Origin of the sequence: Pseudomonas sp. PMCC200344 (assembly GCF_030053095.1) — a bacterium.
In the GTDB taxonomy this organism is placed as follows: Bacteria; Pseudomonadota; Gammaproteobacteria; order Pseudomonadales; family Pseudomonadaceae; genus Aquipseudomonas; species Aquipseudomonas svalbardensis.
In genome coordinates this window covers 3,793,764-3,817,743 of record NZ_CP125618.1, presented here as the reverse complement: position 1 = coordinate 3,817,743, position 23,980 = coordinate 3,793,764, and the positions used below count along the sequence as shown (strand labels likewise).

24 protein-coding genes and 3 pseudogenes are annotated in these 23,980 nt (G+C 56.3%); 16 read left to right on the top strand and 11 right to left on the bottom strand.

Annotation, left to right across the window (positions count from 1 at the left end):
- Nucleotides 1-2 precede the first annotated feature (2 nt).
- Both QFW87_RS17340 and ligD read left to right on the top strand, forming a co-directional pair.
- A complete protein-coding gene (locus tag QFW87_RS17340) occupies nucleotides 3-995 on the top strand; it encodes a class I SAM-dependent methyltransferase (RefSeq protein WP_283188360.1) in 993 nt (330 codons plus the stop codon).
- Complete coding sequence (gene ligD, locus QFW87_RS17335) at nucleotides 992-3,583, top strand: DNA ligase D (RefSeq protein WP_283188359.1); 2,592 nt, start codon at nucleotides 992-994, stop codon at nucleotides 3,581-3,583. The genes QFW87_RS17340 and ligD overlap by 4 nt, the downstream gene beginning before the upstream one ends.
- A gap of 93 nt (nucleotides 3,584-3,676) precedes the next feature.
- On the opposite strand, the gene QFW87_RS17330 is transcribed toward ligD, so the two are convergent.
- The 3 genes from QFW87_RS17330 to QFW87_RS17320 form a co-directional block, all read right to left on the bottom strand.
- Complete coding sequence (locus tag QFW87_RS17330) at nucleotides 3,677-4,351, bottom strand: DUF3313 domain-containing protein (RefSeq protein WP_283180708.1); 675 nt, start codon at nucleotides 4,349-4,351, stop codon at nucleotides 3,677-3,679.
- A 147-nt stretch (nucleotides 4,352-4,498) separates the two neighbouring features.
- A complete protein-coding gene (locus tag QFW87_RS17325; protein WP_283190929.1) occupies nucleotides 4,499-4,801 on the bottom strand; it encodes a DUF3303 family protein in 303 nt (100 codons plus the stop codon).
- 209 nt (nucleotides 4,802-5,010) lie between these two features.
- Nucleotides 5,011-5,412 (bottom strand): hypothetical protein, encoded by a 402-nt coding sequence (locus QFW87_RS17320; protein WP_283188358.1) that lies wholly within the window; start codon nucleotides 5,410-5,412, stop codon nucleotides 5,011-5,013.
- A 117-nt stretch (nucleotides 5,413-5,529) separates the two neighbouring features.
- Between QFW87_RS17320 and QFW87_RS17315 the strand changes: the two genes are divergently transcribed.
- The 5 genes from QFW87_RS17315 (at nucleotide 5,530) to QFW87_RS17295 (ending at nucleotide 8,293) form a co-directional block, all read left to right on the top strand.
- Nucleotides 5,530-6,300, top strand: coding sequence for a DUF2092 domain-containing protein (locus tag QFW87_RS17315; protein ID WP_283180705.1), 771 nt, complete (start codon nucleotides 5,530-5,532; stop codon nucleotides 6,298-6,300).
- Nucleotide 6,301: 1 nt separating this feature from the next.
- A complete protein-coding gene (locus QFW87_RS17310) occupies nucleotides 6,302-6,859 on the top strand; it encodes a hypothetical protein (protein ID WP_283188357.1) in 558 nt (185 codons plus the stop codon).
- 47 nt (nucleotides 6,860-6,906) lie between these two features.
- A complete protein-coding gene (locus QFW87_RS17305; RefSeq protein ID WP_283180703.1) occupies nucleotides 6,907-7,299 on the top strand; it encodes a GFA family protein in 393 nt (130 codons plus the stop codon).
- Nucleotides 7,300-7,332: 33 nt separating this feature from the next.
- The gene (locus tag QFW87_RS17300; RefSeq protein WP_283188356.1) at nucleotides 7,333-7,791 is read left to right on the top strand and encodes a metallophosphoesterase family protein; all 459 of its coding nucleotides are present in this window, start codon (nucleotides 7,333-7,335) and stop codon (nucleotides 7,789-7,791) included.
- Between the two features lie 121 nt (nucleotides 7,792-7,912).
- Complete coding sequence (locus QFW87_RS17295) at nucleotides 7,913-8,293, top strand: RidA family protein (RefSeq protein WP_123369193.1); 381 nt, start codon at nucleotides 7,913-7,915, stop codon at nucleotides 8,291-8,293.
- 81 nt (nucleotides 8,294-8,374) lie between these two features.
- Here the strand turns inward: QFW87_RS17295 and QFW87_RS17290 are convergent, their stop codons facing one another.
- Nucleotides 8,375-8,578 (bottom strand): hypothetical protein, encoded by a 204-nt coding sequence (locus tag QFW87_RS17290; RefSeq protein ID WP_283190965.1) that lies wholly within the window; start codon nucleotides 8,576-8,578, stop codon nucleotides 8,375-8,377.
- On the opposite strand from QFW87_RS17290, the pseudogene QFW87_RS17285 reads away from it, so the two are divergent.
- A pseudogene (locus QFW87_RS17285) lies at nucleotides 8,563-8,763 on the top strand (aldehyde dehydrogenase family protein); the annotation flags it as partial. The gene QFW87_RS17290 and the pseudogene QFW87_RS17285 sit on opposite strands and share 16 nt — an antisense overlap.
- Before the next feature lie 23 nt (nucleotides 8,764-8,786).
- Here the strand turns inward: QFW87_RS17285 and QFW87_RS17280 are convergent.
- The 4 genes and pseudogenes from QFW87_RS17280 to potE form a co-directional block, all read right to left on the bottom strand.
- Nucleotides 8,787-8,939: pseudogene (locus QFW87_RS17280) on the bottom strand (lipoyl synthase); the annotation flags it as partial.
- A pseudogene (gene glyA / locus QFW87_RS17275) lies at nucleotides 8,940-9,110 on the bottom strand (serine hydroxymethyltransferase); the annotation flags it as partial.
- A 174-nt stretch (nucleotides 9,111-9,284) separates the two neighbouring features.
- The gene (locus QFW87_RS17270) at nucleotides 9,285-11,570 is read right to left on the bottom strand and encodes an Orn/Lys/Arg decarboxylase N-terminal domain-containing protein (RefSeq protein ID WP_283188355.1); all 2,286 of its coding nucleotides are present in this window, start codon (nucleotides 11,568-11,570) and stop codon (nucleotides 9,285-9,287) included.
- Between the two features lie 2 nt (nucleotides 11,571-11,572).
- A complete protein-coding gene (potE, locus tag QFW87_RS17265; protein ID WP_283180701.1) occupies nucleotides 11,573-12,976 on the bottom strand; it encodes a putrescine-ornithine antiporter in 1,404 nt (467 codons plus the stop codon).
- A gap of 184 nt (nucleotides 12,977-13,160) precedes the next feature.
- Here potE and QFW87_RS17260 point away from each other — a divergent pair, with 184 nt between their 5' ends.
- Nucleotides 13,161-13,490 (top strand): hypothetical protein, encoded by a 330-nt coding sequence (locus tag QFW87_RS17260; protein ID WP_283190928.1) that lies wholly within the window; start codon nucleotides 13,161-13,163, stop codon nucleotides 13,488-13,490.
- A 78-nt stretch (nucleotides 13,491-13,568) separates the two neighbouring features.
- Here the strand turns inward: QFW87_RS17260 and QFW87_RS17255 are convergent, their stop codons facing one another.
- Nucleotides 13,569-14,285 (bottom strand): glycosyltransferase family 25 protein, encoded by a 717-nt coding sequence (locus QFW87_RS17255; protein WP_283188354.1) that lies wholly within the window; start codon nucleotides 14,283-14,285, stop codon nucleotides 13,569-13,571.
- 521 nt (nucleotides 14,286-14,806) lie between these two features.
- Here QFW87_RS17255 and QFW87_RS17250 point away from each other — a divergent pair.
- On the top strand, nucleotides 14,807-15,460 hold the full coding sequence (locus tag QFW87_RS17250; protein ID WP_008155786.1) for a peroxiredoxin: 654 nt from the start codon (nucleotides 14,807-14,809) through the stop codon (nucleotides 15,458-15,460).
- Nucleotides 15,461-15,463: 3 nt separating this feature from the next.
- Here QFW87_RS17250 and QFW87_RS29850 read toward each other — a convergent pair whose 3' ends face one another.
- Nucleotides 15,464-15,604, bottom strand: a complete 141-nt coding sequence (locus QFW87_RS29850) for a hypothetical protein (RefSeq protein WP_349294095.1) — start codon at nucleotides 15,602-15,604, stop codon at nucleotides 15,464-15,466.
- Between the two features lie 407 nt (nucleotides 15,605-16,011).
- On the opposite strand from QFW87_RS29850, the gene QFW87_RS17240 reads away from it, so the two are divergent.
- The 5 genes from QFW87_RS17240 to QFW87_RS17220 all read left to right on the top strand — a co-directional run bounded on the left by QFW87_RS17240 (nucleotide 16,012) and on the right by QFW87_RS17220 (nucleotide 21,054).
- Complete coding sequence (locus QFW87_RS17240; RefSeq protein ID WP_283180699.1) at nucleotides 16,012-16,509, top strand: hypothetical protein; 498 nt, start codon at nucleotides 16,012-16,014, stop codon at nucleotides 16,507-16,509.
- Nucleotides 16,510-16,971: 462 nt separating this feature from the next.
- On the top strand, nucleotides 16,972-17,529 hold the full coding sequence (locus QFW87_RS17235; RefSeq protein ID WP_283180698.1) for a polysaccharide biosynthesis/export family protein: 558 nt from the start codon (nucleotides 16,972-16,974) through the stop codon (nucleotides 17,527-17,529).
- A gap of 26 nt (nucleotides 17,530-17,555) precedes the next feature.
- On the top strand, nucleotides 17,556-18,671 hold the full coding sequence (locus QFW87_RS17230) for a hypothetical protein (RefSeq protein ID WP_283188353.1): 1,116 nt from the start codon (nucleotides 17,556-17,558) through the stop codon (nucleotides 18,669-18,671).
- 20 nt (nucleotides 18,672-18,691) lie between these two features.
- A complete protein-coding gene (locus tag QFW87_RS17225; protein WP_283188352.1) occupies nucleotides 18,692-20,254 on the top strand; it encodes a lipopolysaccharide biosynthesis protein in 1,563 nt (520 codons plus the stop codon).
- 68 nt (nucleotides 20,255-20,322) lie between these two features.
- Nucleotides 20,323-21,054 carry a CpsD/CapB family tyrosine-protein kinase gene (locus QFW87_RS17220; RefSeq protein ID WP_283184592.1) on the top strand — a complete coding sequence of 244 codons (732 nt, stop codon included), beginning with the start codon at nucleotides 20,323-20,325 and terminating at the stop codon, nucleotides 21,052-21,054.
- A gap of 44 nt (nucleotides 21,055-21,098) precedes the next feature.
- Here QFW87_RS17220 and galE read toward each other — a convergent pair whose 3' ends face one another.
- Entirely contained in the window at nucleotides 21,099-22,076 is a 978-nt protein-coding gene (gene galE / locus QFW87_RS17215) for a UDP-glucose 4-epimerase GalE (protein ID WP_283188351.1), read from the bottom strand.
- 244 nt (nucleotides 22,077-22,320) lie between these two features.
- On the opposite strand from galE, the gene QFW87_RS17210 reads away from it, so the two are divergent.
- Nucleotides 22,321-23,967 (top strand): phosphoethanolamine transferase, encoded by a 1,647-nt coding sequence (locus tag QFW87_RS17210; protein ID WP_283180694.1) that lies wholly within the window; start codon nucleotides 22,321-22,323, stop codon nucleotides 23,965-23,967.
- The last annotated feature ends 13 nt before the right edge of the window (nucleotides 23,968-23,980 follow it).

The following is a 23,980-nucleotide window of genomic DNA, read 5'->3' as shown; positions in this document are numbered from 1 at the left end:
TCATGAATCAGGAAGAACACCTTAGCGCCGCCGATCTGGCCTTACTGCAACTGGGGCGCCGCTTGCAGGCCGACGGTTATCGTTTCATCACACCAACGCCGCTGACCCATCAGCGGGTCAACGACCGTGTCTTCGGACAAAGCGCCCGGACCCTGCGCGAAGTATTTGGTTGGTCGCGGCCGTTTGAGCCCGGTCTGTTGTCGGTGGATGAGCAGCGGCAGTTGCAACAGGCAGGCGTCCTCGAGGAATGCAATGGTCGACTGAAAAGTCGTGTGCGCTGGTCAAGCCTCGATGACCTGTTGTTCGTGCATTCGGGTTACCCCACTGATGCCGCTGACGCGGTGTTCTTCGGTCCCGACACTTATCGTTTTGCACAACTGATTCACGCTCATCTGCAACAGAGCTTCGCGCCGATCAGGCGCGCCGTGGACATTGGTTGCGGCGCTGGCGTCGGAGCGATTGTGATTGCCCGCGCCCGCCGTGAGGCCGAAGTGCTGGCCGTCGACATCAACCCTTTGGCGTTACGCATGACGGCAGTCAATACCGCGCTCGCCGAGGTGGCTAACGTCAGCATCGAGGCCAGCGATGTGCTGCAGGACGTCGACGGCCACTTCGACTTGATCGTCGCCAATCCGCCTTACATGGCCGACCCGGCCGAGCGTGCTTACCGGCATGGCGGCGGCGCGCTTGGCGCGCAATTGTCGTTGCGCATTGTCGAGCAAGCCTTGTATCGGTTGGCCCCCGGTGGGTCCCTGGTGCTGTACACCGGCGTGGCGATGATCGATGGCCGCGACCCGTTTCTGGATGCGGTGGCGCCGCGTCTGGAATCGCCGATGTTCGGCTGGACCTACCACGAACTCGACCCCGATGTGTTCGGTGAAGAACTGTTGACCCCTGGCTATCAGCGGGTGGAACGCATTGCCGTCGTCGCCCTGATTGTCACGCGTATCGGCCCAGGCATCGGGGGCAGCGTTACGTCAGCCGGTGCGCCATGAGCAGGAGCCTGGACGATTACAATCGCATGCGCGATTTCTCGGCGACCTCTGAACCGGCCGCCGGTAAACGTTCGGGCAAAAAAAACGCGAAAGACCATGCCTTGCAGTTCTGCATCCAGAAGCACGACGCCTCGCGCCTGCATTACGACTTTCGCCTGGAACTCGATGGCGCACTGAAAAGCTGGGCGGTGCCCAAAGGCCCATCACTGGACCCCAAGGTCAAGCGCCTGGCGGTCCACGTCGAGGACCATCCGATTGATTACGCCACCTTCGAGGGCAGTATTCCCGAAGGGCATTACGGCGCCGGCGAGGTGATTGTCTGGGACCGGGGGGTGTGGATTCCTCAGGACGATCCGGCCAAGGCGTACGCCAAGGGCAAGCTTAAATTCGAGCTGAAAGGCGAGAAGCTCGGCGGCCTGTGGAACCTGGTGCGCACGCACATGCCGGGCAAGCAGGAGCAATGGTTTCTGATCAAGCATCAGGACGGCGCGGCGAAACCCGAGAGCGATTACGACGTGGTTGCCGCCGAACCCGATAGCGTGCTCAGTGACCGGACCATCGTGGCCGAAAAGCCGAAGACCGCTGCCAAACCCAAACCCGTCAAAAAACCCGCCACCCCGGCGCGCAAGGAAAAGTCGGCGCCATTGACGGGTGCCCGCAAAGCCAAAATGCCGGAGCTGCTCAAACCGGAACTAGCGACGTTGGTCGAAAAGGCACCGGGCGGCGAGTGGAGCTATGAGATCAAGTTCGATGGCTATCGGATCATGGCGCGCATCGACCACGACGAGGTCAAACTGTTCACCCGCAACGGCCACGACTGGACCCACAAACTGCCCAGACAAGCCGAGGCGTTGGCGGCGCTACGCCTCGAATCCGCCTGGCTCGACGGTGAAATGGTGGTCGCCGACGAGCAAGGTGTGCCGGACTTTCAGGCCTTGCAAAACGCCTTCGACTCGGGCCGCAGCGGCAACATCGTCTACTACCTGTTCGACATGCCTTACCTCAACGGCGTGGACCTGCGCGAGGTGCCTGTCGAGGAGCGAAGGGTGGCGCTGTCGACCGTGCTCAACCCCAATCAAGACCCGCTGCTGCGCTTCTCCGATGCCTTTAGCGAAGAACCGGAAGCCTTGCTCAACAGCGCCTGCCAAATGCAGATGGAAGGGCTGATCGGCAAGCGTCTGGGCTCGCCTTACGTGTCGCGGCGCAGCAGCGACTGGATCAAGCTCAAGTGCAAGCATCGGCAGGAATTTGTGGTCGTCGGTTTCACCGACCCGAAAGGCTCGCGCAATGCCTTCGGTGCCTTGCTGCTGGGGTTGCATGACCGCGACAGCGGTGAGTTGCGTTACGCGGGCAAGGTCGGCACCGGATTCAACGAGACGACGCTCAAGCGCATCTACGGGCAACTCAAACCGTTGCAAAGCAAAAAGATTTCGGTGGTCAATCCGCCGAGCGGTTTTGACGCCAAGGGTGTGCACTGGCTCAAGCCCACGCTGCTGGCTGAGGTCGCCTATGCCGAAATGACCAAGGAAGGTTCAGTCCGTCATGCGGTGTTCCATGGCCTGCGTGACGACAAACCTGCCGAAGACATTACCGAGGAGCGTCCGAAAGCCGTGAAGACTTCAGCCGCGAAAAAAACCACTGTCGAAAAACCTTCCACCCCTGCCAAAAAGAAAGCCGCGCCCGCGCCCTCACAAATCGGCCTGGGCGAGGGCAAGGTCCGCATCACTCACCCGGATCGGGTGATCGACGCCAGCAGCGGCACCACCAAAGTGCAACTGGCCGAGTACTACGCCAGCGTCGCCGAATGGATTTTGCCCGAGCTCAAGGACCGACCCGTGGCGCTGGTGCGCGCCCCGGACGGCATTGCCGGAGAACTGTTTTTCCAGAAGAACGCCGAGCGCCTGGCCATTCCGGGGATCACCGCGCTGGACAAGGCACTCACCGGCCAACCGGTGATGATCATCAACAACGCCGAAGCCCTGATCGGCGCCGTGCAGATGAGCACCGTTGAACTGCACACCTGGAACGCCACCTCGGACAACCTCGACAAACCCGACCGCTTCGTCCTCGACCTCGACCCGGACCCGGCGCTGCCCTGGAAAAGCATGGTCGAGGCGACTCAACTGACCCTCTCGGTACTCGATGAACTGGGGCTCAAGGCGTTCCTCAAGACCAGCGGCGGCAAAGGGATTCACCTGGTGGTGCCACTGACCCGCAAGCTGGGCTGGGATGAGGTGAAAGACTTCAGCCATGCGATTGTCAGCCACATGGCCAAGTTGCTGCCGGAGCGTTTTTCCGCCGTGTCGGGCCCGAAGAACCGGGTAGGGCGGATCTTCATCGATTACCTGCGCAACGGTCTCGGCGCGACGACCATCTGCGCCTACGCCGTGCGCACCCGAGAAGGGCTGCCGGTGTCGGTGCCGATCTTTCGCGAGGAGGTAGGCGAGCTCAAGGGTGGCAATCAGTGGAACGTGCACACGGTGCATGAACGCCTGGCCGAGGTCGGTGATGAGCCTTGGAAGGACCTGAAGAAAACCCGGCAGTCGATCACCGCCGAGATGCGGCGGCGGGTAGGGATGAAAAAATAGCCTGCACACCCTTGTAGGAGCACGGCTTGCCGGCGATAGCGCCCTTGAGAACGCCATCGCCGGCAAGCCGTGCTCCTACAAAAAGCAATCGGACTATTTGATAAATGCCTGTAAGTCACTGGTCAGCTTGTCGATCGCCACTTTGAAATCCTTGGTGGTGATCTTCTGGCTGGCGTTTTCCAGTGTGGTGCCGAAGACTTTGCGCACCACTTTGGCCACGGTCTGGTTGTTGCTGGCGTCGACAAGCTCAGCTTCGATGAACAGTGTGGTGTCCTGATCGCGATGACCACTGGCAGCGGAAACACCCCCCACGACGGCGGCAATCGGCACCACTTCATACCACTTCATGCCTTCGGTTTCGGCACTCACCCCGGTGATCGCCGCGCGCATGATCAATGTCTTAGAACCGGCCGGCGCTGATTTTTCGCTCGTCACCACCCGATATTTCTGGCCCAGCACGCCTTTGGCCTTGCTGGTCATGTAGCTCTGCAACTCGTCCAGGGTTTGCTGGTTAACCCGCTCAGTGGGCTTGGGCGCCGGGTAGAGTTCCAGCTTGTTGAAGGCTACGGTGTTGTAGGCTTCTGGATTCCAGGACGGGCTCACCCAGCGCATGGCTGTTTCGCCGCTGGTGGTGGTGACCTGCTGCAGGTTGTTGTAGTTGGAAAGGAAACCGGAATACTGCTCACGCTCGGTGACTTTCGAGGTGCAACCGCCGAGCAGCAGGCTGGCCAGCGCAGCGCCAATAAACAGTTTTCGGGACAGGTTCATTGTGGTGTGTGCTCCATGGATTTATGTCGGTGACCTCGTTCAGAGCATAGGTGGCCGGCCGCAATGCGCCAGAATTCGCCCATGGGCTCAGTAAAAGTTCGTGCGGGGAGGGCATGAGGCGGCGAGCCCGGCTCGCCGCCCCAACGACTATTGCTTGCGGACAGCGCCCGCCAGCAGCGGCGCTATCTGTTCATCGGTCAGTGCCGCCTGGACCTCCATGGTCATGAGGTCGCTCCATTCCAGCACCCACTTCTGAATGGCTTCCGGATCACTGGCCTCTGCCACGCCAAAACCGGCTGCACCACCGACGGCGTGCCAGCGTCCCAGCATCTTGACGCCAGCGGGTGGAGCACCCCCAGTCTTGAGGAAACGCTCGATCGCGCTGTTACGATTTGCCGAACTGATAGACCAATTGACTATGAATAACCTTTGCCACCTCCTGCTACGGATTGGCACCTGTTGCTCTTCGCGCACCTGGCGGGTGCCGGGACCACGGTCACGCTTGAGTGTCCAGCTTCATCCTTGACTGGCTTGAAAGCATTGCGCCCATGAGAAGGCATAGCAGCAGGCCAGACTCTGCGTATGACCGCTGATCCTGTTTCGTTGCATGGCAACGAATTTTGCAGGTGCTTCGAGGACGAGGTTCATGGGGGCTGATTTCACGCATCGCGCAACAGGTCGTTGGCGTTGAGCAGCTCGTAGGCAATCTCCGGGCGTTTCTCCAGTGAGCGACGAATCGCGGCCGGGATCGACTGACGGGTTTTGCGGCATAGCCCCGGTTGTTCACTGAGGTTAATACCGATACCACGCATGGTGCGTACTTCGTTGAAACTGGGAACGATATCCACGCGGATGCCCAACTGCTCATACATCCGCCGTTGCACACGCTCAAGGTCACTCAGGCTCTGGAGGTTTTCCAGGCGTTCAACCAGGCGCTTTTCTTCCGAACGGGTCAGAAACAGGATACGCACGTCCGCCCCCAGTGTTTCCAGCAGCGGGTCACGCCCGCAGTCGCAGGCGCCGGGCGGGCAGGGTTGGCGGATCGGAGGCGTGGTGGTCATGGGGTTCAATCATAGAGTGCTCCAATCCGGTTTGCCCATAGGGTTTTTGCCCTTCTGGCGAACGAGACACGCCGGGTCTAGGCTTAAGAGTCGTGCACAGGCCCAGGAGCGGGATCAATGAAAGTCAACGCGAGTGCTTTCTGCCTGTTGTTCACCCTTGCACTGGCCCCGGGCGCTCGCGCCGACGATCCGTCAACACCGGACGCCACCCCGACGATTAACCCGCAAGTCGTCGATAAACTCATCGATATGGGCAACTACCTACGCAGTCTGCCGACGTTTCAGGTCGACGCCGAAGTGTCCCGGGATACCGTTCTGGAGTCCGGCCAGAAGATCAAGACCGAAGCCTCTACTGTCTTGAAAGTGGTGGGTCACGATCGGATGTATGCCAAGACGGAAGGCGATGTTCGAACGCGAGAGTTCTTCTACAACGGCAAGAAGCTGACCCAGTATTCACCGTTTCTCAAGTACTACACCACCGTGGATGCGCCGCCTGAAGTCTCCGATACGCTGCACTTGATAGAAAACCATTACGGGATTCAGGTGCCCATGGAGGACCTGTTTCTGTTTGGCAGCGATCAGGCACAGATCGATGCGCTGAAAGAGGCGCTGTACGTCGGCCCGTCGACGATCAAGGGGCAACTGTGTGATCACCTGGCATTTCGGCAGGAGGGCGTTGACTGGCAGTTGTGGATCACCCGATCCGACAAGCCGTTGCCGTGCAAACTGGTGATCACTACCACCGATGAACCGGGTTTTCCGGAATACAGCGCGGTGTATCGCTGGAACCTGAAGCCGGGCATCAAGGACTCGATCTTCACCTTTGCCCCGGGTAAGGGCGATGTGGCGATTCCTTTGAAGAAAGCCCGTGATCAGGGAGGGGAATGACATGAGCAGGACGATGTCGTGGAGCCTGTTGTTATCGCTCGTAACCACCTCGGTACTGACGCTGAGCCTGGTCACTTATGTGGATGCCCGACCCCAGCGCGCCCAAGGGCACGCCAGGGCATCGGTCAATCGTGCGCCGCCGCCCTCGGCCCAAAGGGCTCAGCGCGTCAACACCGGCAATACCGCGCAACGCGCTACCAACGTCAACGCGGGCAATCGGGTCAATGACGGAAACACGGTCGGCAACCGAACCAACGTCAACAACAGCAGCCGTAACGTCAACATCGACAACAGTCGCGACGTGGACATCGACGTAGACGGGAATGGTCGCTATGGCTACGACGATCACTACCATCCGATCGCCGCGGCGGCGGCCGTCACCGCAACGGTCGCGGTGACAGCCGCAGTGGTCGGGTCCATCTTCACGCCAGCGCAATTGCCCCCCAGTTGCGTGCAAGTCATCCAGTACAACACGGCTTACATGCAGTGCGGTTCAACCTGGTATCAACCGCAGTATCAGGGCAGCGATGTGACTTATGTCGTGGTCAATGCGCCTTGAGTCGGGGGGATCACATTCCGACCGCTTGATTTTAGAGGATACGCAGCATGGAGCGATTCACGGGTGGTTGCCTGTGCGGCAACGTCCGAATTGAGGCGTCGGGACTCCCTTATAGGGTCGGCCTTTGTCACTGTCTCGACTGCCGCAAGCATCATGGGGCGCTTTTTCACGCTTCCGCGATATTCCCTCAGCGTGCGGTGACGATCGAAGGCGAAACACGCGACTACGCCGGGCGGTTTTTCTGTCCCCGCTGCGGCTCGTCCGTTTTTGCGCGCACCGACGACGAAATCGAAGTGAACCTGGGGTCCCTGGATGCCCCTGACCAACTGATGCCAACCTACGAAAGCTGGATTGTGCGTCGCGAGTCCTGGTTACCGCCGTTTCCACTCACGAGACGATACGAGCGCGACCGTGACGCCACGAGTCGCTTTGAGGAGTAGGTGCCGATGCGTGAACCGGGTCTGGAGCGTTGTATGAAAGTGGGCGTGATTTCCGATACCCATGGCTTGCTCCGCGCCGAAGCCCTTGCTGCACTGCAGGGTTGTGAACGGATTATTCATGCGGGCGACATCGGCAATCCCGAAATCCTCGATCAACTGGCGTCAATAGCCCCGCTGCACGTGGTCCGCGGGAACAATGATCTGGACGCCCCTTGGGCAGCAAATCTCGCCGACTGCTTATGTTTCGACCTGAACGGATGGCAAACCTTGCTGGTACATGACAGTGCCGATGTCCCAGCCGTGCTTGATGCAGGCATAAAGCTGGTGATCACCGGCCATTCGCACAAGCCCCGCATAGAATGGCGCGGCGAACAGCTCTACCTCAATCCCGGCAGCGCGGGACGCCGGCGCTTCAAGCTGCCGGTGACGCTGGCTCTGCTTGAGGTGTTTGAGACCTCAATTGAGCCGCGCCTGGTCTCGCTGCTGGAATGACCTTTCCCTGGATTGTAGTTTTTTCTGTCAGCAGGGCCTTGCCAAACTGGGCGTTCCACACTGAGTTTTCCAGCCGCTATATACTCGACGGCCCCTTTACCCCCTCAAGCAAGAGACACCCATGGCAAACCACGATCTCACCTTTCTCCCCGACCCCGATCCGCAATCCATCTCCTCGGATGTCGCCGGTTTCGGCGGCCTACTGGTCTCCACTCAGATCCCCACCCGCGCCGACGGCAGTCTGGAATTGGGCGACATCGCCCTGCAAAGCGAATGCACGCTGCAGGCGCTCAAGGTTGCTCTGGAGCACGCCGGAAGTTCCATGGACCGGGTCCTGCATCTGACCATCTACCTCACCGACATGGCCGACCGCGCCGCCTTCAACGAGGTCTACCAGCGCTTCTTCGCCAAACCCTGGCCGGTTCGGGCTGCCGTTGGCGTCGCCTCCCTGGCGGTCGAAGGCATGCGCGTGGAAGTCACCGCGATGGCGGCCAAGGGCTGAGTCCGCGGACTTGACCGGCGGTCCAGCTCAACGAGTGGGCGCCGCCGGGCGGGTTGGCAAAGACTGCTTCAAGGATGGCTTTTATTGGCCGTCTACGAGGTGAAGCGGCTGTCCGACGTTGCTGAGGCAGGCTTGCCCCACATTGACCAGCATGCGCTCGACAAAGCCATCGCCGATTTGCGCTCCGCGTGCGGCCAGCGCATAGGGCAGGATGAACGTGGGGTTGACGCTGGTCATCTCGGTGAATACGGGAATGGGGTCGGGGCGTTGCTCATCCAGGCGCATCAGAAATTCAGGCGCGAATCATCCGCAAGGCGGTGCAAGAGAACGGACTGCCAGAGGGTGTTTTCTCGATGGTACGTGGCAGCGGCAACACAATCGGCGAAGCCTTGGTCGATCATCCGTTGATCAAGGCTGTGACGGTCACCGGTTCGGAGCATGGCGGCATGGCGCTGTACCGGCGTGCGCGAACGCAACGCACGGCGTGAGGCTTTCAAAGGGGGGCGAATCCAGCAGTAAGGAGGGAATCCACAGTGTTCGTTGCCCGCTGAACTTGTTGGTCCGCATGGTAGGACGAGCGCACCAGAGGACCGGAGGCAACGTTCTTGAAGCCCATCCGCGTACCTTGTTCGGCGAACCAGACGAACACTTTGGCGCCGTGGGTCAGGTGACCGCCGTGGGCCAGGCTCATGCCCAGAACGGTGTCGCCGGCTTGCAGCAACGCCAGATAGACCGCAGCGTTGGCCTGGCTGCCAGAGTGCGGCTGGAAGTTGGCGTAATCGGCGCCGAACAGCTGTTTGGCGCGGTCGTCCGCCAGCGTCCGATGCGCCCGTCGGGCTAGTCCAGGATTGGGAAACCAGCCAGCGATCATCGTTGCCGGGACGCAATGTGAGGGTTTGAACCCGACGGGTTTATCGTTCAGGAGAATACACATAAAACGGGCGCCCTTAGGGCGCCCGTTTTTTACTTCGCAGCACCTACAGGTGCTAGCTCATTTCAACACCAGCAAGCGATAAACTCCGCCCTCACTTTCGATCCCATGGGTGTCATGGGTGAAACCCGGGAAGGATTTGTCGAAGGCTTCCAGTGCCTTGAGATAGGCCAGCAACGGCCCGTCCGCAGGCCCGGCGTTTTCGCCAGGCATCAACAGTGGAATGCCGGGAGGGTAGGGCACGATCCCGGTCGCGGCGATGCGCCCGGCCGCTTCTTCGAGTGTCACCCGTTCGATGTCGTTTCTGACCAGTTTTTCGTAGGCCTCCACCGGGCTGAATTCGGCTTGCGGCAGAGTGCCGAACGCCTGGGCCATGTTGGCGGTGGTTTTGTGTTTCTTCATGGCGGCGAAGATTTCGTCGGCCAGGTCCTTGAGGCCCATGCCGGCGTAACGAGTCTGGTTGGCGGCCAGCAGGTCCGGCAGGCACAGTTCCAGTTCGACGTTGTCGTCATAGTCACGTTTGAAGTCGAGCAGGGCATTGAGCAAGGTGCCCCATTTGCCTTTGGTGATGCCGATGGAGAACAGGAAAAGGATGGTGAAGTCGGTGGTTTTCTCGACCACGATGCCCTGACGTCCCAGGTAGGCTGTGAGCACACAGGCCGGGATGCCCGAGTCGAGCAGGTTGCCGTCGTCGCCCATGCCGGGGCTGAGCACCGAGACCTTGATCGGGTCGAGCATGCAGTAGCCTTCTTCGATGTCACCGAAGCCGTGCCATACCGCGTTGGGATGCAGTACCCAGCAGTTCGGCTCGGTTTTCAACAGCACCGGGTCGACTTCATGGAACGGCACTGTGGCCGCGCCAACCTGCACGGTCGGCGGCTGCCAGCAGGTAAAGAACCAGTCATCCTTGCTCAGCATCTCGTTGTGCATGCGCGAGACGACCTGGCGGAAACTGATGGCTTCTTCGATCGATTCGGTGGTGAGGATTTGCCCGCTGGGCGCTTCCATCATCGCCGAGCTGACGTCGCACGAAGCCATGATCGCGTAGTTGGGCGAAGTCGAGGCGTGCATCATGTACGACTCGTTGAAGCGCCCGTGTTCGATCGGGTTGCGGCCGTTACGCACGTGAATCATCGAGGCCTGGGAGAGGGCGGCCAGCAACTTGTGGGTCGATTGGGTGGCGAACACGGTTGGCTTCGAGTCGTCGTGATCGTCCGGGCTGCCGTGCATGGCGTGGCGCTCGCGATACAGCGGGTTGAAACGCGCATAACCGTACCAGGCTTCATCGAAATGCAGACGATCGACGCTTTGCCCCAGCAACTCTTCCACGCGGGTGACGTTGTAAGTCAGGCCGTCGTAGGTGGAGTTGGTGATGATGGCGTGGATCGGTGTCGGGTCGATGCCTTGCTTGACCAGCGGGTTGCTGGCGATAGCGGCTTTTACGCCTTCGGCGCTCAGGGTTTGCGGCAGGATCGGGCCGATGATGCCGTAGCGGTTGCGGGTCGGCACCAGATAGGTCGGAATCGCACCGGACAGGGTCATCGCATGCTCGGCGGACTTGTGGCAGTTGCGGTCGCACAGGGCGATCTGATTGCGCGTGACGCTGGCCATGAGGATGACGCGGTTGGACATCGACGAGCCGTTGGTGACGTAGTAGGTGCGGTGGGCCCCGAACACTTTGGCGGCGTAACGCTCGCCCTGGCCGATGGGGCCGCTGTGATCGAGCAGCGAACCGAGTTCACCGACCGAAATCGACAGGTCGGAACGCAGCAGGTTCTCGCCAAAAAACTCGTAGAAGGCGCGCCCCGCCGTACTCTTTAGAAACGCTGTGCCGCCGGCATGGCCGGGGGTGTGCCACGAGTATTCATAAGTCCGGGCAAACTTCACCAGCGCACCGAACATGGGAGGGAGTGCTGCTTGGCGATAACGTTCGATGGCCGCCAGGATGCGTCCGCTGAGGAAGCGGCTGGTGTCCTCGGGCAACCAGATGAAGTCGTCGGCGTGCTGCATGACCACCAATGGAATGCTCGACGCGGTGCTGCGGTCGCTAATCAAGAAAACCGGCACCCGCGTGTTGCGCTCACGCAGGCTGACCAGCAATTTGATGCATTCCTCGTGGCCTTCGCTTTTATCCATTTCCCAGCTGAGCAGCACGCATTGAATGGCCGGGTCCGAACACAGGATCGACGTGGCGTCGCTCAAGGTTTCCGACGCCAGCACCCTGACGGCGCGTTCTTCCACATCGTTGATCAACTGGTGCAGGGCGCGACCAAAGACGGTGCGTTTGTCCGGTGGGCTGCTGACCAACAGCGTGAGCATTCCGAGCGAATGTCTATGTTCCGTCATGATTAAGCCTCCACTCTGACTGCTTGCAAGTTATTGACCGGCACCGGCTTGCCCGTGATGTGCTGAGCGCTGACGGTCTGTGTCGGTACGCTGTTATTGAGCGCTTCGAGGCGGATCAGGCGGTTGTTGACGAAGCCAAACAGCGTGTATCCGAAGATGGTCGCCACGCCGCCGAGCATCAGTGCCTGCGCGCCCGAACTGTACAGCGCCAGGTAGCTGTAAGCCGCCGCCACCCACGCAATGATGTTGGTTATCAGCGCCGTGCCCGCCGGAACGTTGGATACCTTTTGAATGGTCATCAACGCGGCCATGGAGAGGATATAGGGCACCAGGTTGGTGACCACCGCGAGGTTGACGAGTGTGTCGAACTGCTTGCTCAGGTCAGGGCTGATGGTGAGAAAAGCCAGCGCCGTCTGCACTGCCAGCAGCACTAGCATGCCGGCAATGGGTGTTCCGGCCTTGTTGGACTTGGCAAAGATCGACAGGAAATAACCGGTGTCCGCGGAGCTTTTGTAGACCTGAGCGATAGTGAATTGCCAGCCCAGCAGCGAACCGATGCACGCCAGCACCATCGCGGCCATCACAATGTCGCCGACCAGAGGGGTGAACATCTTGGCAAAGACCAGCCCGAACGGTGCAGTGGAGGAGGCCAGTTCAGGGTTATCGACGATACCGGCGATGACGTTGGTGGAGACGATGTAGATCACCGCCGCGCCGAGGGTGCCGCCGAGCACCGCAATCGGTACGTTCCTCTCCGGATTTTCCACGGCATCGGTGTTGGCGCACGCCGACTCCAGGCCGAGGAACGCCCATAAGGTGATCGCCACCGATGCACCTGCGGCTTCGAACCAGCCCATGTTGTGGGGGTTCCAGCCGGCGGCGTAGACACTGCTGTCGAACCAGTACCAGCCAATGGTGGACACCAGCACCACCGGCGCAATCACCCCCCAAACCGTAATCGCACCGATCCGGCCGGTAATCCGCGCGCCGCCGAAGTTGGCGAAAGTGGTGATCCACAACAGAGCGATGGTCGCCAGACCCACTTGCAGTGAACCCAATTCAACATGGAACAGCTCCTGGATATAGCCGACCGCCGTAATACTGATCGCCACGTTGGCAATCAACAGCGAGAGGCCATAGGTGTAGTTCGTGATGTAGTTGCCCGCCTTGCCGAAAGTGTATTCGGCATAGCCGCCCATGCCCCCGGTCTTTCGACTGAGCATCCCGCAGCGCGCAAAGGCATAGGCCAGAGCCAGGGAGCCGGTGGCCGTGATCAGCCAGGAAAGGATGGAAATACCGCCGACTTCGGCAAGTTTTGTGGGGAGCAGCACAATGCCGGAGCCCAACATGTTGACGGCTGTCAACATCGTCAGTTGCCCCACTGTCATTTTCTTTGCGACTGACATTCCGTTGCCTCATTCGTTGGCGGGAGAGAGTGTTAGCTATAGCAAAGGATTGAAATGCCGCAAAAAACGTCCGTAAAACACTGAGAAAACAAGCTATAGCGCACTTAAGGCATTTTGCTGGCCCCGAAGTCTGAAGATGTTGACCAAAATCAATTTATTTTCAGTTAGTTGGGATCGAATGCAAATGCGGAATGTGATGGTTGCGCTGATTTCGTTAGGCTTGGCGAGCGTTGACGCCTCAGTTCAGGCCAAAGAACTGGCATCGAATGATCGTTACCTTTGCAGCTGGGGCGCAGGTACCGCGGCGAGAGCCCAGGAACTCAAGCTGTCTGGGGTTTCACTGTATGCAGCGCGGCAGAAGTTACATACCTACAAGTTCAGCAAGTCGTGGATGCACATGATGGCGATGGGCATTACCGAGCAGACCTATGACAGTCATTCGCGGATGAAGCCCGCAGCCCTGCGCGAGAGCTTCTACGAGGAGTGCATCAGGTACAAGTTGGCGCGCAAATGAGGAGGGCGGTCCGCCACAATCCCCGGACACGGCTCCAGCGCCGTGCCGGGTTGGTTACGTCAGGCATTGGAGAGAAAACTATCGAGTTCTTCTCAGGTTTTTTGCCTTTAACCTCCTGAGCATACCCATTACCGGCCGCAGGAGAGGCACCCTGTCAAAGATGGAGAGCTCATGCAGGTCCGTCCGCGAGGGCCTTTGATAGCCGCAATTCCAGGTGAAATAGTAAGCCAGAATTTCTTTATTCTTATGAATAAGCGTATTGAGCGCAGCGTCATAATGCATCGGACCTCCGTCAGGATGTCCCGGTGGCCGCTCCAGAACCTGGAATAAAAAATCCCTCAACTTCCCAACGCATTTTCCGTTTACAGCATAGAAATGGGCCAAATGTATTGGCCGGTCGACTGCTTTCCAAGCGGGCAAGTTTGAATTTTCTTCAAACGGATGCCCAAAATAGACGATGTCCCACTCCATACCTTCCAGAGACTCGATCGCCTCTCTTCCATATTGAGAAATATGTCTGGAAAACTGTATGTCGTCTTCCATGATCAAGATATTTTTCAAATTCAGGCGCATAGCCTCTTCCAGCACCCCCAGATGACTCAAAAAGCAGCCTCTGACCCCGACGCTCGGGAAGCCATTTCCCTCACTGGGCGTAACAGCCTCAAAAAAGCCTATTTTTTCATCATCAATGTGAAAGCCGTTGCGAGAGAATTCTTCTACTGTTTCTAAACGGCGATCCTTTCTTGACGAGATATTGATGATTCTTACTCGATCAAAATATTCGATCACATTCATCTGTCAGGTCCTTAGCGCAGACAATCAGGGGCAGTTGGATTGGGGAACCCGCAGATTTCGGAAAAAATCGTACGTAAGCACTGCCGACAGGAGGCAATTCCTTACGTCTTCTGGGTTGTGTCCGATTGAAGTACACCTCATCAACCAGGCGTCAGGCGGTTTATTCGCGCAGCGTCAGAGGAGGGCCACTTTCTGCATTTCCTGACGGCTCGGCGTCAACTTCCATGACCTCAACCTGACAGGCTGAATGCTTGGCGTCCGTTTTCTCTATCGACCCCGGATTGCAGTATAGGCAGCATTTCGGGATGAAGTTTTGTCTCGTAAATCGGCGTGCAGCACCCGTTCGAGAAGACACACCAGATAGGTGCTCAGTGAATGGGCACCGGGCGGAAAGCTCCGATGGGTCCGGGTATTTACCGCTGGCGCCAGCCCTTCGGCGGGGTGTAAAGCGAAGTCTTCAAGGTCTTCTATACTGGGTCGTTCCGAGAGTTTCCCTACCCTTCACAGCGAGGAGAACGCACATGACCATTCGTATTGGCGACGAAGCACCGGATTTCACCGCCGAAACCACCGAAGGCACGCTCCATTTTCACGAATGGATTGGCGACAAGTGGGCCATCCTGTTCTCACATCCGAAGGACTTCACCCCGGTCTGCACTACTGAACTCGGTTATATGGCCGGGCTCAAGCCGGAGTTCGACAAACGCAACACCAAGATTGTCGGTCTCAGCGTCGACCCGGTCGGTAACCATCAGACCTGGGCCAAAGACATCGAAGAAACCCAGGGCCATGCGGTCAACTACCCCATGATCGGCGACGAGAATCTGGTGGTTGCCAAGCTCTACGACATGATTCACCCGAACGCCAGTGGCGGCGCTCGTACTGCCGTGGACAACGCCACGGTGCGTTCAGTATTCATTGTCGGCCCGGATAAAAAGATCAAGGCGATGCTGGTCTACCCAATGAGTGCCGGGCGCAACTTCGATGAAGTGTTACGGCTGCTCGATGCTATTCAGTTAAACGCCAAGCACACGGTTGCCACGCCGGTGAACTGGCGTCCGGGTGAGGACGTGATTATTCCTACTTCGGTATCCGACGACGACGCAAGGAAGAAGTACCCGGATGGCTTCAAGACGGTGAAACCTTATTTGCGTACGGTGGCGCAACCGAAGTAATGGTCAGTCATTCATCCTGTCTTCAATCGCGATGCCTTTTACGCGCATTGCATTGATCTGCACGGCGCGGGTGCCAGGGAGGTTGAGCATGGTTCCCTGGCGCAGCGCCGAGACTTCTACAGTGTTCCAGGGCTGAGAATGCACGGGGAATCTTTACCTGCCATGCTGTCTTCATGCGTCAAAAACTCTCAGCCGCCGGGTACTTTCAGAAAGTTGCCGACAAACCCGCCGTTACAGGCGTCGTCGGCGGTCGAGCCCATGCCATTGCGAAGGTGCTTCGTGACCCGGTGCAAGGCGCTGCGACGGGTCGTGTGCCAGTGTCCTGGTGCGGGCTAGCGCCCATGCGTGATGCTATTTCACATGGATAGAATTCACTGGACTGACGTGCTTGTCGTGGCGTTATTTTGACGCCACCCTCCCTAAGATAAAATTTCGATTTATTATTGTGACGAGCTATTGACGTAATGGCGATGTGCTTATAGGCTCAATTTAGCCGATAAAGATTCCTTCAACCGACAAAAGAATAACCCCCTACGCAAGGAGGCGGTGTTATGCGCTCAACACTTGTCATTAAATTCGTGTTGTTGTCTGTGATCCTGAATGGTGCAGCCGTTGCTAGTGCTCAAGCGACCAGTTTGGCCTATGAAATTAGTCGCGTAAGCAGCGCGTGCGAGGAGTTAGGGCCTCAACTTTGTACTGCTCTCAAAGAGCACGCGGGTGGCGCACTGCTTACTTTTGGAAAGGGCCTTGGCTTGCCTTCATTGATTACTGATATTTACGTTGATGATGCCCATTCTGCGAAAGTTAACAGTGTCATTCATCACGCAGACTCGGGCGTGGATGTATCCGTCAATTCTTCTTCGCGTGACGGATTAATGGCGGCGGTTGACAATAAGAACTTCAAGATTGATTCATCTCTCCAGGATAAAAGTCTGGTGGGGGTATCTGATATCAACCAACCCAATGCAGTACCGCTTTCTGCGGCAGCATGGTTATTTTCTTCCGCGTTGTTTGGTTTTATTGTGGTCGCCAACCGACGGAAGATATAGGTAGTGGTTGTTAACGTTTTCGGCAATAAGGGCTGTTTAGATGGTCACTCTAGTGGCTGGCTGGGCACACGGCTTTATGTATTGTTTTTGCGGATAATACCGGTCTTGCAATGATGCTTGGTTTGTAATTGCTGATATCAGTTAGTTGCACTGACAAACGTAGTCATCGTCAGGCTGACAGTGTCGCAGTTGAGCCGGTTCAAGCGGGCATGGTGTAGATAATATTGGCGCGAAATACATTGCGGGTGGATTGCTTGCTCCAAGCTGTTGTTAAATAACACGATTCTGCTGTTTTGTACTAACGTTCCGGTTTCGGGTGTGTTGCATTGGCGAAATTGACCGCCCAGACGCTCAAGGGGAATGCTGTTTAGGCATTTCTTTGGCGTGAAATAGGCTAGAGTGATTTGACTAGGTTTTTTTGTTCTAGACTCCTTGCATGGCTACTTAGACGGAGGGATCCCGATGTTCCGTTCATTGATACCTGTGCTCTGCGCGCTGGCTGTTTGGCCCAGCATTTCCAATGCCGTCGAAAACGATCCGACTTACCGGCTGAGTCCGGGAGATAACCTTTCTGTTTCCGTGTGGGGCGAAGACAAGCTCAAACAGGATGTACGCGTACTTCCCGATGGCAGCATTACTTTCCCGCTGGCAGGGCAAGTCATTGTTGCGGGGCTTGATGCCACCGCTGTCGCGAAGCTAATCGCTGTCAAGCTTGAGGCTTTCATACCTGATCCGCAGGTGAGCGTTGTCGTCACCGGCACCGAAGGTAATCTCGTCTACGTTCAGGGCAAAGTGCTGAAACCCGGCACCGTGCATATGTCAGGTCAAACGTCAGTGCTGCAGGTAATAAGCATGGCGGGCGGGCTCGACAAATTCGCCGATAAGGACGACATTAAGGTCGTGCGACTCAATGGGGCTAGACAAGAGATCCTGCGCGTCAACTACAGCAAGTTGATGTCGGGGGATGACATGTCCACCAATTTTCTACTTAAAGCCGGCGATACGCTGGTCGTGCCTTAGCCTTGCGCGAGGCACTAAGGATTATCTTGCTTGGATTTCGAACGACCGGGGTTGCGACGGCAATCCTGGCATTGTCGTGTTCAGACATGACCTATGCTGCTACTTGGCAATCAGCCATAGCAGTGCCTTCGACGGTCGAGTACGACAGCAACCCACTGCTGCTCACGAGTGATGAGAAGGGGGTGACCCGGACCATCATCGCCCCTGATTACAGCCTCGTGGGTACTTCCGGACGGGATGAGTTCCAGTTCGGTCTCGGGGTAAATATCGTGCGTTCGTCGGATACGTCGATCGTTTCGGACCGTGAAGATCCCAGATTAAGGTTAGGGTGGCAGCGCGAGACCGAAACGGGTGCTTTTGGACTCACGGCGAGGTATGAAGAAAACTCTACGCTTTCCACGGTGGTTCAGGAAACCGGCGTAGTGGCCTCCGATGGCACGCAAAAGATGTATTTGGTAGGCGGCAACTGGAGCACCGCTCTCAGCGAGAGAAGTACCCTGGTTAACGAGACTGACTACACTCATGTCACTTACGATGTTGATTCACTGACCGACTATGACGAGTTGGCGACCCGCTTCAGCTGGAACTATGCATGGAGTGAGCAGGTCGAGCTGTTCACCCGTTTTGGCGTGAGGCGCTATGAGCCGGAGGAGGGGTCTGCGGTGGCTTCCTCAAACAGCTACACCCCCACGGTCGGCTTGAATGTCCAATTCTCCGAGCGGCTTAAGGGGACGGCCTACGCGGGTCTCAACCAAGTCTCCGGCACCGGTAGCGGCCCCAAAGGCCAGGGCGGTTTAATGTTGCAATATGCCGGTGAGCGTATTGATACCAGCATCGACGCCAGTCGTAGCACTCTCGCCAGCGGGGACGGTGGTTTCGTCGAGGTTGATGCCCTGAGGGGGACATGGAGCTATGCCGTCGACGAGACCCGACGCACCGGTTTCGATGTCTCCTGGCAAGACGCCAAAGGCCGGACGCCGAATACCCTGCAAAATTACAGTGCCTGGTTTAGCCAAGAACTCTCGCCTTTTTGGATTGCACGCCTATCCTACACATACAAACAACGCCAGCAAGATGGCTTGCCGGATGCCACTGCAAACGTCGTCGGGCTGACGTTGACTTATAGTTACCCCGGTCTCTGACATTCAGCTGTGTGAGAAATATGGCCTCTGAATACGAAATGTCGTTCAACGACTACCTAGCTATCATCAAGCACCACGCCCTGCTGTTGATCCTGAGTTTCGTGGTCATACTCGGCGTGTGCATAGCGGTAGCGATGTCTCTCCCGCCTACCTATGAGTCATCCGGCACGATTCTGGTGGAGTCTCAACAGATTTCGCCAGACCTGGTGGCGGCCAACAACAATACCTTTGCCGATGAGCGCATCGAAGTCATTCGCCAGCGCGTGATGACCCGTGAGCATCTGGAAGGGATCATCGACAAATACAATCTTTTTGCTTCGCAAACTCGGCAACTGAGCGTTACCGAGAAGATCGAAGAAATGCGCAATGCGATTGCGGTCTCCCTGGTCAGTGCTGTCGTCAAGGGGCGCGGAGAGGTGACGATTGCTTTCCGTCTTTCCTTTGAGCACAGGCAGCCAGAGATTGCGAACAAAGTTGCCAAGGAGCTGGTGACGCTGTTTCTGGATGAAAACATCAAGCAGCGCACCCAACGCGCCAGTGAAACGACAGAGTTCCTGACGCAGGAGGCGGACAAGCTCAGGGTGGAGCTGGAAGCCCTGGAGAACCGGTTGGCGGACTTCAAGCAGGCACACAGCAACGCGCTGCCCGAGCATCAAGAGCTGCGCATGAATATGTTGACGCGCGCCGAAACCGAGCTTAAAGAGGTCGACCGTGACTACAAAACTGCCCGTGAGGAGTTGCGCTTCAATGAGTTGGAGCTTTCCGCCGCGAATGCCGGGCTAGCGACCAAGCCTGGAGCACCCGGTGCGGCAGTTGATAAACCACAGGATCTGGCTAGCCTCAAAGCGGAGTACACCAGGTTGCAGTCGCTGTATACGCAAGCCCACCCCGACGTGCGTGCCGTCAAACGCAAAATTGCTGCACTTAAGGCTGGCAAAGGTGCTGATGGTGCAGCGGCTTCGGTCAATCTGGACGTTGCCAAGGCCCAGACGCGGATCTCCGCAGCAGAAGCACGTATCAAGTCGCTGGCCGATCAAAAGCAGCAAATACTCGGAAAAATAGCCGAATACGAGGCGCAAATTCTTGAGACGCCGCAAGTCGAACGCGGCTTGGTCACGGTGATGCGTGACCATGATAACGCTCGTAAAAAATATGAGGAGATTCGCACGAAGGAAATGGGTGCGAAAATTTCCGAAAGCCTGGAGCAGGAAAACAAAGCCGAGCGTTTTGTTCTTCTGGAGTCACCGCTGATGCCCGAAAAGCCGGTACGGCCGAACCGTAAAAAAGTGGTTGCCATGGGTTTCTTGCTTGCCCCGGTGGGTGCTGGCGCGCTGGTGATGCTCCTCGAGATGATGAGTCAGCGTGTGCGCGGTGCCCAGGCCTTGGCCAGCGTGCTGGGTAGACGCGTATTGGTTTCCATTCCCTACATTCATACCAAGGCTGAACTGGCACGTCGCAGGAAGTGGCGAACGCTATTGATCGTCTGTGGAGTCGTGATAATCGCGATCTTTCTGGTGCTCCTGCACTTCCTCTACATGCCTCTGGATCTTCTGATGTTTAAAGCTCTGGGCCGGTTTGCATAAGGAATATAGCCATGGAAATAATCAATCTCGATACCGAAAACGCCGAGCAACAGACCTCGTCAAAAGCCATGACACCGACCGCGCAGTCCACAGGTCTGAATGCACTCAGTTATGTGCAAACCAAGGTTGTACCTTTGCGACCAGATCACCTTGAGCGCAACCGCATTGTGGCTTACAACAAAAATTCGAATATGGGCGGGGCATTCGACCTACTGCGTACACAAGTGCTGAAAATCATGGAAGAAAATGGCTGGCGCACGCTCGCCATCACCTCGCCGACTCCGGGGGCAGGCAAGACGGTGTTGGCTATAAACCTGGCGATGAGTATCGCGCATCACACGACCAAGACGGCGTTGCTGGTGGACTTCGACTTGCGTCGTCCGAAGGTGGGTGAGTATCTGGGTCTGCCGATGGATCAATCGCTTAATGAATTGTTGGCAGATGAAGCTGAACTGCAAGAAGTACTGGTCAATCCGACCTTGCCGCGCTTTGTGGTCCTGCCGACGCGTGAGCCGATTCCTCTTTCCACCGAGGTGTTGTCATCGCCTGCAGTGAGCCATTTGATTGCTGATCTGCGCGAGCGCTACAACTCACGCATCGTGATTTTCGACTTGCCGCCGTTGTTGAGTTCCGATGATGTGATTAACGTCTTGCCCAGGTTCGACTGCGTCCTGCTCGTTGTCGCTAATGGATTGAACAGCAAGAAAGAGATCGAGGAAAGTCTGCATCATCTTGGGACAGCCAATCTGATTGGCACGGTGTTGAACAAAGCCGAGCCCGAAAACCGCTCTTACTACTAGAGCATCACCCGCAGGAGGTCGGCGCTATTGGCTAGCGCCGACGCTCAGTGCCAAGGATACTTCTGCTCCCAGCTCCAGGCGTGCGCCACTATCTGTTCAAGTGAGCCAAATTGCGCTTGCCAGCCAAGTAATGTGTTGGCCCTGCGGGGATCGGCCACAAGGCGTGGTGGATCGCCCGCGCGACGTGGCGCTTCGCTGACAGAGATATCCTGGCCGGTCACGTAGCGCGCGGTATCTATCACTTGCTGTACTGAGAAACCTTGACCGTTACCGAGGTTGAACGCCGTGCTTGCACCCCCTTCCAGCAGATAATCCACGGCAAGCGCGTGAGCGGCAACGAGGTCGACAACGTGGACGTAGTCGCGAATGCAAGTGCCGTCAGGCGTGTCGTAATCACGGCCATAGACGGTGATGGTTGCGCGCCGTCCGGAGGCGGCTTGCAGGATCAGGGGCAGCAGGTGAGTTTCCGGTTCATGGCGTTCACCTAACTGTCCTTCAGGATCTGCTCCGGCGGCGTTGAAGTAGCGCAGGCAGACCGATTTCAGCCCATAGGCGCGGTCGAAATCTTCAAGCATCTGCTCCACCATCCACTTGCTGCGACCATAAGGGCTGATCGCGACCTTGGGATGCTCCTCGTCGATCGGTACATACACCGGGTCACCATAGACGGCGGCGGTCGAGGAAAAAATGAAGTTTTTAACCCCGGCGCAAACCATCGCCTGGAGCAGCGTCAGGGTGGCAGCGAAGTTGTTCTGATAGTACTTGGCAGGTTCAGCGACGGATTCGCCCACCTGTATAAAGGAGGCGAAGTGGAACACGGCATCGAAGTGGTGTCCCGCAAACAGGGCCTGCAGCGCCTGTTCATCGGCTATGTCCAGTTCGACCAACGTCCCGCCCCTCAACGCGCTGCGATAACCCGTTGAGAAATTGTCTGCCACCACAAGATCGTGACCTGCACTCAGTAGCTGCTTCACCATGTGCGAGCCGATATAGCCCGCGCCACCCACCACCAAAAATTTCATCCTGATCTCCGATTTCCTGGGCACTATTGCTGTGCAAGCACCGAATGAAACGTCAGTGCGATCCGTCTGACCATTACATTAAAGGTCAAGTTGGATTTTTCGCTACAAGCTTGCTGGCAATAGCCGAGACTCGCTACGTTTGGAACGCCAAAGGAGAGAATACTTCGAACAAGATACAGCGAGCGCGCCAATTGAAGCTACCCTCTGAGGAGGAATGCGGGTTACCTACGAGAATAATTATCAAATGAAAAACTCTGCCAAAATTATCGATTACTCATCAAAAATATTTAAAGCAGAATGGCCAAATTTTGTATTATGGTCATTTCTGCTATCACCGTTGATTGTTAGAACGCTAACAAACCATCAGTACTCTAAAATTGATTTATTGGTCTTTTACACCCTTGGCATGTCGGTGTTGTGGCTGTTGGCAATTAGATTTATTGCATCTAATCAATTCAAGGTTCACATTATTCTGTTGCCGTTCTATTTGGTAGCAGCTATTGATCTCTTTTTGGTTTTGAATTTCAACTCGAGATTAACAGCTGCCTATATATTTATTGGCATGACAAACTATCAGGAAGCCAGCGAATTTCTACCGACCTATTGGCAGCCCATCAGTATCGTTTTGGTGGTTTTCATATTTTGCTATGGGGCTGGGTTAATAGGTCTGCATAAGCGCGAATTATATAAAAACAAAGGTATTTTTGTTTTGGTTGTTAGTGCCTTGCTAGTGGGGTATGGGGCGTACTTTTATAAAACCGTCAAACTTAATTCTTTCGGGAAATCTGCAGTCATGGATCTCCTTGCAAAAGATCAAAGCACACCAGTAGGTTATTTATCGCAAATTGCCCTTACTGCAAACTTGTATTTGGGGACGGAGGAGCTTATCAAGCGCCGTCGGGAATCTGATGTAAAAATAACCAGCCTGTCGAATCAATCAAATATAGAAACCATTGTTTTTGTGATCGGTGAGTCATCACGACCGCACAACTGGTCCCTCTACGGTTATAACAAGGAAACAACCCCGAATCTAAGTAAGCAGGAGGGGCTTTTCAAGTTTAATCAGATCTGCACGACAGCCCCCTATACCTCGTTCGCGGTTCCTTCAATGCTGAGCCTGGAGCCTATATCGGATTGGGACGCCATTGCGTCAACAAAATCATTGGTGGGTATATATCGCGCAGCCGGGTACATGACCTATTGGTTGTCTGTACAGGAGGTTGATAGTTTTGGCGGAATAATTCCACAAATAGCCGCAGAGGCACAATACCGTCAATATTTTGAGAGAAGCTATGATGGAGCATTGATTTCAGAATATGAAAAAATACTAAATAAAAGCGAGACAGAAAAGAAAGCCATATTTATTCATGTCAAGGGTAGTCATTTCGAGTATTCACGCCGATACCCGGAACAATTCGATAAATTCAAGCCGTCAACAGGCAGCTTCAAAGACAAGATTACCGCAGAATATGATAATAGTATTTTATATACGGACTGGTTATTAAGCGCAATTATTGATCAATTGAAGTCAAGCAAAAAACCATCTGTCTTGTTTTATTCATCGGATCATGGTGAAAACATGATGGATGACAGTCGAGGGCTCTTGGGTCATGGAATTGGCAATAAATATGATCTCCCGGTTTCGGCATTTATCTGGGCGTCCGATAATGTTTCAAGCCAGCAATCGCTCAAGCTTTTAAAGTTGAAGGAAAGAGAAAGTCAGAAAATCAGCATATCCTCCTTGCCACATACTCTTTTAAATATCACAGGGGTTCTCACGAATAAGTATAAAAGTTCGGATGATTTATTAAGTGATGATTTTGTATCGTCGAAATGTCCACATCTGCTCGGCGCAGGCTATGTTCCATCGTTTGATTTTGACGCCCAATAAATATCCCGCGCGG